Origin of the sequence: Pontibacter pudoricolor, from assembly GCF_010092985.1 — a bacterium.
In the GTDB taxonomy this organism is placed as follows: domain Bacteria; phylum Bacteroidota; class Bacteroidia; order Cytophagales; family Hymenobacteraceae; genus Pontibacter; species Pontibacter pudoricolor.
Genome location: NZ_CP048106.1, coordinates 664,671 through 675,773 on the forward strand (window position 1 = coordinate 664,671; position 11,103 = coordinate 675,773).

Below are 11,103 nucleotides of genomic sequence, written 5' to 3' on the forward strand. Positions count from 1 at the left end.
TGATTAAGGCTTCTCGATGATGTTTGTGTTGGTCATTACTACCGAGCCATTTCTGGCAAGCATTCTACCTACGGCTGTTGCTCCTGAGTTCATAGTGATTGAGGTCAGGGCAAGTATAGTTCCTTTAAAGGAAGTACCATCGCCGATAGTGGCAGAGCTGCCTGTTTGCCAGAATATATTTTTAGCCTGTGCGCCGCCTGTAAGTATAATGTTACCGCCTGCGCCACCAACTGTGGTAAAGTCTGACGCTATCTGGAAGATCCAGACTGCATTCGGGTCGCCTTGTGCGTCCAGTGTTAAGTCACCGGCCTGTACTAATAAAGTTGAAGTTGATTTGTAGATACCTGGTGCAAGTGTTTTACCACCCTGGTCGCCGGCTACGGTAGCTGGTGCCGGAGAAGATGCTCCCTCAGCAAAAAGATACGCTTCTAATAGGTCCTGCTTAGCTTGTAACAACATAGCTGCAGTTCCCGGAGGTGCAATGTCATCAGATGCGTAAATAGCGCCGTTCACAACTATAGCCGGAGGAAAACCGGTTACTGATGAGCGAACACCAGGTGTTATGCCTACGTCCAGGTTACGAATCTCACTAAAGCCTGCATTGTTACTGATGCCTACTCCTGCAAAGATACCGAAACGACCAACCGATTTAAGATCAACGCCCATTGCCGGAGAACCGGGTTGTGTGTTATCAGCACCCGTTGTAAAGGTCCAGGTAGAGTTACCAGCTAACGGTACATTATTCGTGCTCTTGGCAGCTGTAGTTATAGTTGCAGTGTAAGTGGTGTTGGCAGCCAGGCTATTTTCAGGTGTGAATTTAGCTGTAGTACCAGTATAGCTGATGTTGCCGGCTATAGTTGTTGTACCATTTTTCAAGGTAAACGAAGTAGCTGTGATCGTTGAGGCATTCATTGCTTCGCTGAAACCTGCACTGATCACCTGATTACGGGGTACACCAGTGGCCAGGTTAAGCGGGTTAGTTAATATTACTGCTGGTATTGAAGCAGCAACGGTTGTAAAGCTCCAGACATAATCTGTTTGTAGCGCGTTACCCAGCACATCTTTAACAGATGTAGCAACTCGGCCTGTATAAGTAGTAGCATAATTAAGTTGGTTTTTAGGTACAAAGGTTAGGGTGTTGGTTTTAGTATCGTAGGTTATTTCGCCTTGTACTTTTTCCGGCCCTGTTAAGGTAAAGGATGATTGGGTAATGGTCTCAGGATTCATTTCCTCATTAAAGGTAACTGTAACATGAGAGGAGAGAGGGACCGAAGTGGCTCCGTCTTCAGGGGTGGTACTTAAAACAACGGGGCAAACCCCAAAATTTTCTATGAATGTATCTTCTTTACATCCGGCAAATACAACAACCGATGCAAGTGCAAGGGTAGTCATTAGTGTTCTTAATTTCAATCTGTGTTCTTTAATTTTTTCCGTTACTGGCGGGTGCGTGCATCTTTATTAAGCACGGCAGTATTTGATGATACAAAGGTGGGCCAAATCAGATCGGGATATGTTACATAGTAAATAAAGTATGTTACATAAATCACACATTTTCCAGGTTTTCCGATCTTTTATGCTGAAGTTTCTTGTAAAATGATGGGGATAGGCCGGTTACTTTCTTAAACTGGTTCGATAAATGGGCCACACTACTATAGTGCATGCGGTGCGCGATCTCGGTCAGGTTAAGCTCTTTGTATAGCAGCAACTCTTTTACTCTTTCTATTTTGTGGGAAATAATGAATTGCTGAATCGTGATCCCGTTCACTTCGGAGAAGGTGTTGGCCAGATAGGTATAGTCGTAATTCAGTTTGTCGCTGATATAGTCAGAGTAATTCGATTTCGGGGATTCATCGGAGTAATGGACCATCTCGATGATGACATTTTTAATTTTCTCAACCAGGATGCTTTTCCTGTCATCCAGCAGCTCTAATCCGGAATGCAGCAGATTAGCTTTGAGTTGTATGCGCTGTTCGGGTGTAATAGTACCTACTATTTCCACAGTGCCCAGCTCGACTACTACATACTGCAGGCCGAGATTGAATAATTCAGCCTTCACAAGCATTTTGCAGCGTAGGCTAACCATGTATTTAATAAACAGTGTCATAGCGGTTGTTGAGCCTCTTAAGTCGTTTTGGCGAACTATAGATAGCCTGTATTAAACTATAATATGTTTGATTTAACTGTGTGCTTCCGAAAGTAAACTGACTGCTTTTTCAGTATCAGTCTATAGTTTGAATCTTCTATTGTTAATCACTGAGTATGGTGTGGATATGCTCGTGCAACAGTGGTTTTTGGAAGTAAGGGATCGTGTGGTTGGCTACAGACCACTCCATTTTAGCGTACTTGGTGTAGATGCTGTTGAGCACTATCTTAGTAAAAGTATGATCTACCAGTTTCAGTCTTTCCAATTCCTTTAAAAAGGTGATCCCACACATGACCGGCATTTCAATATCTGAGATGATGACATGTGGCAGTTCACCCTTCTCATGATACGTTTTTAAAAGCTCCAATGCTTCCGAGCCATTTTCAGCAGTTACGGTCTCTCCAACTATAGCATGCTTTTTCAGTAACTGCTTTGCTATATAGAGGTAGGTGGAATCATTATCTATCAGCAATATTTTTTTCTTCATCTTATAAAAAGTGAGTTAGAAAAGTTGCACCGTGCCAATTCTTTTAAAGCTTCTTTTATAAAAGTAGTAACCCTTCTGAAGCTACATCTGGATGAGGTTTAAAATGTGTTAAAATTAAGATCGGCATCTGTAGCATTTTAAAATGTATGTTACTTAGACCACGCTTTTTGTAAATTAGAAAGACCTATAGTTGATCTGTGCTAAAGTGAGATATTATTAACAGTATTTACTTTCTGTTTGAGCTAAATTTAATGTTCTGAACTATCCTTACAGGCAATGTTACCTGTTGTGGTAACACTGCCTGTAAGTTTATGCCGTAACGTGTATACTCGAAATTCCTAACCCGGCCAGCACGCGGCTTCTTACATTTAGTGCCCCGATAATACGGCTAACCGGTGTTGGCTCCATCCTGATAAGCGTAGGTATTGCTATAATACCGGCTTCTTCAGCCTTATCAGGGTCTTTCTGTATGTCAATAATTTCAAGCTGATAGTTTCCGTTTAAATTTTCCCTGCAAATCTTAAGTAATGTGTCCACGGCATCTATAGAATTAAGGCTGTGTCCGTTAATAAAGAGCTGAAATACATGCATGCTCATTGATTAAATTTTGGCTAAAAGTGCCGGTTAATTACCGACTAATAATGGTAAGCTTAATAATTCCTACTCCAGCTTAATCAGCATCGGGTTTCCCGTCAGTATGCCGCTTATGCCTTCAAAGTGTTTTCCTATGTCTGCTCCGGTATCTGTTATGGTAAACTTCCGGATAGATGAATCGTGTCTGGAGCCGCGCATTTTCAGCACCGCTATACTACGCTGCATCTCCCCGGACATTTCTACATAGCGAAGCAGGATAATGCTATCTGTAATAGGCGAGATGTTGCCTTCGGTATCGGAAGTTCCGCCTGCCAGCAAGGGTGTGTTAGACGTAAACATGCCTGTTATTTCCATATGCTTCAGGTAGGCGGTAAAGGCAATAATAAACTCCCGGAACCCTTTGTCTGATGATGTGCGCGATAGGGCAGATAAACTATCCATCGCGATTCTGTGCGGCTTAAAGTTTTTTACTATTTCCTGTATATTAATGAAGTGATCCTCCAGGGATGAAACTTCCGGGTAAATACAGATCACTTTCAGCAGTCCGTCTTCTTCCAGTTGCTTAAAATCGATACCCCAGCCCGCTGCGTTGCGGTATAGTTGCTCGCTGCTTTCTTCAAAAGCCATAAGCAGGCAACGCTCTTTCTTTGCCCTGACCCCGTTTATAAAATTGGCTACCAGCAATGTTTTACCGGCGCCTATTGCCCCGGATACAAGGTTGATAGAGCCTTTATAAAAACCGCCGTTTACCATTTCGTCCAGCGCCGGTATACCTGATGTTACCCTTTCATTGGAAGTGATATGTTTCAGGTTCATGGCCGATAAAGGAATGATAACGATAGCTTTTTCAGGATTTATTGAAAACGGATTTTCTCCTTTCTCATGATTGCTTCCCCTGAACTTCAGAATCTCAATGGTTCTTCTGCGCTTTTCGTTATGCAACACATTCCTGAGAATGATCACGTTATCCGTCAGGAATTCCTCCACACCAAAGCGGGTGATCTTGCCATATTCTTCCAGGCGTTCGGCCGTGATAATAGATGTAGCTCCCAGCCGCGATAATGTCAGGGCAACCTGAATCAGCTCCCGTCGGATGGTATGCATCTCCTCGTGGAATTGTGTGAAAATGCTGCCAATAGAATCTATAACTACGCGTTGTGCATTACATTTCTGTACTGCTCTTTCCAGTCTTATCCTGAAAGCGCTCAGGTCAAAATCACCAACAGCAATGATGTTTTCTTCTTTGGGAGCGGCATCCACAAATATCCATTTCCCTTCTTTTTCCCAGGTATCTATGTCCCAGTTAAGACTCTTCAGGTTTCTCCGGATATCATCTGCCTGTTCTTCGAAGGTAACAAACACGCCAGGCTGGTTGTAGAGCTGAATACCCATTGCCAGGAACTGCGCACCGAAAAGTGTTTTCGCACTGCCCGAACTGCCAGCAACCAGTGTCGTGCGGCCGAGTGGCAGGCCACCATGTGCGATATGGTCGAAGGAATCGTTTCCGGTTTTTAATTTTTTAAGGTGCATAGGCAAACGTAAGCGGTTTTGGAAATAAAGATAGTGTTCAGGACTTTCAGGTCGAGGTGCTACCATGACAGGAAGTTTAAAAGGAGCTTTGTAAAACATTCAACATCACCAATGACATTATATTCATTCCTGTATCACCCGGTATCTATCAGATAGATTCCGGATATCAGCCATAAACAGTCAGTAAAAGTCTACCCATTTCTATAGTATAGTATGTAAACACAAAGGGATAGACAAAGGTGGGGGTAATGAGATAGCAAAACTTTACATACTTGTTCAAGTATGTTTCATATTTTACAGGTTTTCGAGCACGCCTGCGCGTTTGTCTTTTAAGTGCTTGTAAAAAGAGGGGGAAAGGCCTGTTACTTTTTTAAACTGGCTCGATAAGTGGGCCACGCTGCTATAGTGCAGGCGATGGGCAATTTCGGTAAGGCTGAGCTCATCATAAAACAGCAGTTCTTTTGCTTTCTCTATTTTATGAATGATGATGAATTGCTGGATGGTGATGCCTTTTACCTCGGAGAAGATAGTGGCCAAGTATTTATAGTTGTAACCCAGTTTCTCGCTGATGTGAACAGAGTAATTCACGTTCGGTTGTTCTTCCGGCGAATTGATCATTTCTGTTATCAGGTTCTTGATCTTATCTATGAGTTTGGTCTTGCTGTTATCCAGCACCTCTAACCCGGACTTGTAAAGGTTTTCCTTTAACTGCTCGAGTTGGATGTCGGTAATGTCTTTGTGTATTTCCACCACGCCCAGGTCAACTACCACGTATTCTGACTGCAACCCAAGACTTTTAAGTTCGTTTTGCACCAGCGTTTTACAGCGATTGCTCACCATGTACTTGATATATAATTTCATTTGTTTTAGTAAAGTGCATACTCAAATCCGGGAGTATGATACGGCGCTGCTACTGGCAATGTGATCAGAACCCGGTGCGATGTGATGAGCAATGAGATCAGGAGCTTACAATAACAAGTAAGACAGGTTCTGTGATTTATACTTAAGACGTATGCGCGGCAATATTAATTCATAAAGCTGCAAACTATAAACTGTAGTATAAACTATAGTGTCAGTTGCAGCAGATCTGTCTATAACCGCAAAATAATTTATCCTGTAACCAATGTCCGGGTTTTAATCGGTACATCCGCTACAGGACAAATTACACTGTTTTGGCTATAGTTGATTAATGTATGGCTATGCCTATAGTTGATACACCTGTAGACAGGTCTAAGAACGCACCTATTCTGTTATTGAAGTGGTATTCGGTACCAACATGCAGGTCCAGGAATAGCGGGTTGCCTTTGCGGTAATAGTTTTTGTCGCCGTCATAGCCATCATCCCAACGCGAGTTGATCACTGCAAAACCTAATGAGCCGGCCAGGTAAAAATCCCATTTAGAGTTTGCCTGCAGAATATCATCAAAGTAATACGATCCTTTCACACCTATCGGGATGATAGTTTCGCGGTACGTATAGTTGTTGTTATCATTGTTGTAATCGTTCGAGTAAGTAGAGAAGCTGATGAACGGGGCAAGTGTAAACCTCTTGGCTACATCAAACTCATAGTTCACGTTTATAACAGGCATTGTTCTGTTAGCATATTTATAGTAGCCGCCGTAGCCGCCAATACCTACACCTAAGTTTAATGTGCTGCCGTGTTTTTCCTGAGCAGTTGCATTTAACGTGAAAAAGCTGACAAACAGGATGGTTAATGTGATGGTAAATAATCTCTTCATATTATGGTTTTTAAAATTCTGATAAGGGGTGATTTTTGTAGTTCCTGCTTTGCATTTGCTTTTCCGGAACTGGTAAGGGTTAATTTTCTGAAGCACAAACTATAGCACCTTATTTCGTCTGAAACAGGACATTGCTTTAAGTAATTGGCTTTTGTATGCTGTGAGTTGTTGACCAGTAACCTGGCCGGAGAACTATAACCTGGGATAGGAATTGCTGCTTTAGCGCTTAACGTCTTTATCGCTGTGTTGCTGGCAGTTTGGTGTTGCTTTCGGTGATGCTGGTAATTTATGTCTTAAATTCAATCAGTGTTGTCTCAGTGTTCGTAACTCGCAGTAGCCGGCCTTTTTATAGTTCAGCTGTTTTTGATGTTACAAAGGTGGGGCTATCCAAACTGCTTTATGTTACATAGTAATAAAAGTATGTTACATAAATCACATGTTTTCGAGGTTAGCCATGCGCTTTTGCTTTAACTGCTTGTAAAACGAAGGGGAGAGGCCGGTCACTTTTTTAAACTGGTTCGATAAGTGGGCCACACTACTATAGTGTAAGCGGTGCGCGATCTCCGTCAGGTTAAGCTCTTTGTATAGCAGCAGCTCTTTTACCCTTTCTATCTTATGGAAGATGATGAATTGCTGAATAGTAATGCCTTTTACTTCTGAAAAAATGTTGGCCAGGTACGTATAATCATGGTCTAGTTTCTCGCTGATAAAATCGGAATAATTCGCTTTCGGGAACTCATCCGAATAATGCACCATCTCAATGATCACGTTCTTTATCTTTTCGATCAGGATGCTTTTCTTGTCATCCAGTAGTTCCAAACCAGATTGCAATAGGTTGGTTTTGAGTTGTATACGCTGTTCAGGTGTAATGTCTTCGAGTATCTCTACTGTGCCGAGTTCTACGACTACAAACTGTAGGCCCAGTTTGGTCAACTCTTCCTTTACCATCATTTTGCAGCGCAGGCTTACCATGTACTTGATATACAATTTCATAACAACAATATTTTAAACAGCCATTTCTCCAGACACAGCAGGCAATGCCTTCATCATGTGGTATAAAAATGTAAATGTACACAATACCTGTTGGTATAGTGTATGTTTGAGCATCAGGCATTGAATGACTACTGTAAATGATGTTTAGATGGATGTAGCCTGAAATTGAAATGGCTAGCCTTTTTGTTTTCAGTTAAGCTGGCTGCAACCAGGTTGCCCACCCGTTCCCGGGCCCCGGCCGTGTCAGAAGGGCAAATGGTTTCTTTCCGGCCATAATGGTTATTACTCATGCTTTGTCAATCCTTTTGTAGCATAAGGTAAGCTGCAGGCACCATGTACCAGATAAAAAGGTTTGCCAATACCATGTAGTTATTAGCTGTGATAAGCGAATGACTGTATAGTTACTTCGCAACTGAAACGCGAATGTATCGTCTCATGTAATGCGATCTGCCATTGAGACTTCTAACTAGCTTTTTAGTTTACTAATGTTTAGGCTTGTTTATCGGTATTTTGCTCACGGTGCTGAATAATCCTGAAATACTCAACCAGCTTAACTGCTTCGCTTATATCTTCAGAGAAGAGGGCAATAAAGGCGTTTTGGGGAGCATATTCCAGGGCATACGCCAGGGCGCTGGCCTCCTGTTTTATTTCAACCGGTTCAAGATTTGGTTTTACCGAAAAGATACCTTCTTTCAGCAGGTTATTTATTTCCGCTCCACTACGGCCGCGCAGGTCTTTATCCTGCCGAATGATGATCTCATCAAAGGTTTCGGCGGCGATCTTTCCAACTTCCCGCATGTCCTGGTCGCGCCGGTCACCAACTCCTGCTATAATGCCGATTTTGGGATATGCATCCGTATTTTTGATAAAGTCGCCGATAGCCTGCATGCTGGCCATATTATGGGCATAGTCTATCAGTACTTCTGCTTTTGGTAATTTAAACAGGTTCATGCGGCCCGGAGTAGTTTCGGGGGAAGGTATAAAGGTGCGCAATGCTGTTCTTATTTCGCTGATCTCCATATGTGAGATATAGGCTGTCAGGGTAGCTGCCAGTACGTTGTAAATATTAAACCGGGCTTTGCCTCCAAAGGTAAGCGGAACATCAGCCACGCGGTCTACCCTTATCTTATAGGTGTTTTTAAAGATAGAAATGTAGCCGTCTTCAAAAACTGCAGCCAGCCCGCCTTTTGAAATATGTGCTGTAATGCGGGGGTTATTTTCATCTAAACTGAAAAAGGCAATTTTGCAGCGCAGTCCGGTAGCCATTTCATAAACCAGGTCATCATCAGCATTCAACACGGCATACCCTTCCGGGCAGACTGTTTTAGGTACTACTGCTTTTACTTTGGCCATTTCTTCTACGGTATGAATGTCGCCAAGGCCCAGGTGGTCTTCCGAAACGTTCATCACAATGCCTACATCGCACTGCCGGAATGCCAGCCCGGAGCGTAGCATGCCTCCACGGGCAACCTCCAGTACAGCATAATTTACAGTCGGATCCTTTAATACAAATTCACTGCTGTAAGAGCCCGTCGTATCTCCTTTTATAATTTTCTTGCCTTGTATGTAGATGCCATCTGTCGTGGTAAAGCCAACTTTCTGTCCTTTAAAACTAAGTATATGCGAAATAAGGCGTGACGTAGTGGTTTTGCCATTTGTACCCGTCACAGCCACGATCGGAATGCGGGAAGGGCAACCATGCGGAAACAGCATGTCGATGATAGGTTCGGCTACGTTGCGGGGCAAGCCTTCGGTAGGGGATATGTGCATTCTAAGCCCTGGGGCTGCGTTTACTTCAATTACGGCACCTCTTGTATCAGGTAATGGGATCGCAATATCAGACGTCATGACATCAATGCCGCAAATATCGAGTCCTATAATTCCGGCAATACGTTCGGCCATTAATACATTGTAGGGGTCCACCATATCAGTGACATCGGTAGCCGTACCGCCTGTGCTCAGGTTGGCGGTTTTCTTTAAGTGCAGTTCTTCGCCATCAGCAAGTACCGTTTGCAGGCTGATGCCTTTCTCCCGTAAAATACCGCGGGTAATGCGGTCAACTTTTATGTGCGTCAGTTCTTTTTCATGACCTACTCCCCGTCGGGGGTCCTTGTTTACCTGGTTGATCAGTTGCCTTATTGTGGAAACGCCATTACCTGTCACCATGGCCGGGGTGCGTCTGGCAGCTGCTACAAACTTGCCGTTTATTACCAGTAGCCTGTAGTCAAACCCCTGAATGAATTGTTCCACCATCACCGCCTGAGAGTAACGCTGCGCTTCGGCAAAACCCCTGGCGGCATCTTTCCAGTTTTGTATGTTAATGCTGGCTCCTTTGCCCTGGTTGCCATCCAATGGTTTCGTTACAATAGGGTAGTCCAGCTCATCTATAGCTTCTTCCAACTCCCGTAACGAATATACTGTTCTGCCTTTCGGTACTGGTATGCCTGCTTCCCCCAGAATATCTTTGGTCATGTTTTTATCGCCGGCACTTTCCACAGCAAAAAAGGAGGTGTTGTTGCTCATGGCTGCCTGAATGCGTTTCTGGTAAATGCCGTAACCAAGATGTATCTGCCCGCTTGGCTTGTTCTGGATATAAGGGATATTACGGTTTACAGCTTCCTGTAAAATAGCTTCCGTGGTTGGCCCAAAGTATTCATCTTCCCGTATCTGGTGCAGCTTGGCCACATCCTGGACGATGCTTACCCTTTCACCCCTGGCCAGAGCCTCTGTAATGCGGACTGCCGCCTCAGCGGCATACGCGCCAGCACGTTCCTGCTGGTACGAGAAAACGATAGTCTCGATACCGGGCTGGCCGTTGGCGTACCGCCTGCCATAGCCACTTTCCATGCCAGCCATGGTTTGCAGCTCCAATGCAATGTGCAGTACTACCTTACTCAGGATGGTACCTTCTTCCAGTAACCGGATAAAGCCTCCCTGTGTGCCTGCCGAGGCGCGGTGTTTATAAATACCAGGAAATAACTTCTGTATTTTTTGTGACAGGTTAGGTACTTCATTCGTCTGTACATGCTGAAGATCTTCCAGATCAAGCTTTAGCACAATTATCTTGGGATGCTTAATAGACCAGTAATTTGGCCCACGCATTATTTTCAGTTCGAGAATCTTCATAAAGATTTAAAAAATGACTCTTATTATGCAGACGCTATAGTTGTCTTATTTATTAGGACTTAGCAATTAGAAGGAAAGTGCTCATCGTCTCTTAAGCTATACGTAGCCTGGGGGGCAGCAGCAGGATAGGGTGTAATAAATAAGTAATTATGCTATCAGAATTAGTAGCAGATTATGAAAACTAAGTGTAAGTACGGTTATAACTATAGTATCCGCATCATAAACTATAGTTACAGCTTATGATGCGGGAATACTTACACTATAGGTATAAAATTCAGGTACTGGGCGGCACATCTGAAGGAGAGAACGCTTTGTAGGCCTGGTTCAGAATCAGGTAAGCTTCATTGTGCAATTGCGGATAATGGAACATGTTATCCATTTTTAAAAGCTGTAGCAGCCTGTTGCCTGCAACAACCCGGCTATGTGCCCGAGCTCCAGGACCTGTAAGATATTATATGAGTTGTCGTACTTACTGCCACCTGGACCTTGCCG

Annotated in this window: 10 protein-coding genes; all 10 read right to left on the bottom strand. The window is 43.5% G+C overall.

The window, feature by feature from the left end; all coding sequences use genetic code 11:
- Positions 1 to 3: 3 nt before the first annotated feature.
- The gene (locus GSQ66_RS02855) at positions 4 to 1,392 is read right to left on the bottom strand and encodes an ice-binding family protein (RefSeq protein WP_162426076.1); all 1,389 of its coding nucleotides are present in this window, start codon (positions 1,390 to 1,392) and stop codon (positions 4 to 6) included.
- Between the two features lie 151 nt (positions 1,393 to 1,543).
- Positions 1,544 to 2,104 carry a helix-turn-helix domain-containing protein gene (locus GSQ66_RS02860; protein WP_162426077.1) on the bottom strand — a complete coding sequence of 187 codons (561 nt, stop codon included), beginning with the start codon at positions 2,102 to 2,104 and terminating at the stop codon, positions 1,544 to 1,546.
- A 142-nt stretch (positions 2,105 to 2,246) separates the two neighbouring features.
- Complete coding sequence (locus GSQ66_RS02865) at positions 2,247 to 2,630, bottom strand: response regulator (protein WP_162426078.1); 384 nt, start codon at positions 2,628 to 2,630, stop codon at positions 2,247 to 2,249.
- A 309-nt stretch (positions 2,631 to 2,939) separates the two neighbouring features.
- Complete coding sequence (locus GSQ66_RS02870) at positions 2,940 to 3,227, bottom strand: circadian clock KaiB family protein (protein WP_162426079.1); 288 nt, start codon at positions 3,225 to 3,227, stop codon at positions 2,940 to 2,942.
- A gap of 63 nt (positions 3,228 to 3,290) precedes the next feature.
- Positions 3,291 to 4,754 (bottom strand): circadian clock protein KaiC, encoded by a 1,464-nt coding sequence (kaiC, locus tag GSQ66_RS02875; RefSeq protein WP_162426080.1) that lies wholly within the window; start codon positions 4,752 to 4,754, stop codon positions 3,291 to 3,293.
- Between the two features lie 294 nt (positions 4,755 to 5,048).
- Positions 5,049 to 5,615, bottom strand: a complete 567-nt coding sequence (locus GSQ66_RS02880) for a helix-turn-helix domain-containing protein (protein WP_162426081.1) — start codon at positions 5,613 to 5,615, stop codon at positions 5,049 to 5,051.
- 325 nt (positions 5,616 to 5,940) lie between these two features.
- Entirely contained in the window at positions 5,941 to 6,492 is a 552-nt protein-coding gene (locus tag GSQ66_RS02885; RefSeq protein WP_162426082.1) for an outer membrane beta-barrel protein, read from the bottom strand.
- A gap of 432 nt (positions 6,493 to 6,924) precedes the next feature.
- The gene (locus tag GSQ66_RS02890) at positions 6,925 to 7,485 is read right to left on the bottom strand and encodes a helix-turn-helix domain-containing protein (RefSeq protein ID WP_162426083.1); all 561 of its coding nucleotides are present in this window, start codon (positions 7,483 to 7,485) and stop codon (positions 6,925 to 6,927) included.
- A gap of 128 nt (positions 7,486 to 7,613) precedes the next feature.
- Positions 7,614 to 7,775, bottom strand: coding sequence for a hypothetical protein (locus GSQ66_RS02895; protein WP_162426084.1), 162 nt, complete (start codon positions 7,773 to 7,775; stop codon positions 7,614 to 7,616).
- 199 nt (positions 7,776 to 7,974) lie between these two features.
- The gene (gene cphA, locus GSQ66_RS02900) at positions 7,975 to 10,611 is read right to left on the bottom strand and encodes a cyanophycin synthetase (protein ID WP_162426085.1); all 2,637 of its coding nucleotides are present in this window, start codon (positions 10,609 to 10,611) and stop codon (positions 7,975 to 7,977) included.
- Positions 10,612 to 11,103 lie beyond the last annotated feature (492 nt).

Coding starts and splice junctions, on each gene's coding strand:
- GSQ66_RS02880 (WP_162426081.1), bottom strand. CDS start 5,615: ATGAAATTATATATCAAGTACATGGTGAGCAATCGCTGTAAAACGCTG.
- kaiC (WP_162426080.1), bottom strand. CDS start 4,754: ATGCACCTTAAAAAATTAAAAACCGGAAACGATTCCTTCGACCATATC.
- cphA (WP_162426085.1), bottom strand. CDS start 10,611: ATGAAGATTCTCGAACTGAAAATAATGCGTGGGCCAAATTACTGGTCT.
- GSQ66_RS02865 (WP_162426078.1), bottom strand. CDS start 2,630: ATGAAGAAAAAAATATTGCTGATAGATAATGATTCCACCTACCTCTAT.
- GSQ66_RS02885 (WP_162426082.1), bottom strand. CDS start 6,492: ATGAAGAGATTATTTACCATCACATTAACCATCCTGTTTGTCAGCTTT.
- GSQ66_RS02855 (WP_162426076.1), bottom strand. CDS start 1,392: ATGACTACCCTTGCACTTGCATCGGTTGTTGTATTTGCCGGATGTAAA.
- GSQ66_RS02870 (WP_162426079.1), bottom strand. CDS start 3,227: ATGAGCATGCATGTATTTCAGCTCTTTATTAACGGACACAGCCTTAAT.
- GSQ66_RS02860 (WP_162426077.1), bottom strand. CDS start 2,104: ATGACACTGTTTATTAAATACATGGTTAGCCTACGCTGCAAAATGCTT.
- GSQ66_RS02895 (WP_162426084.1), bottom strand. CDS start 7,775: ATGAGTAATAACCATTATGGCCGGAAAGAAACCATTTGCCCTTCTGAC.
- GSQ66_RS02890 (WP_162426083.1), bottom strand. CDS start 7,485: ATGAAATTGTATATCAAGTACATGGTAAGCCTGCGCTGCAAAATGATG.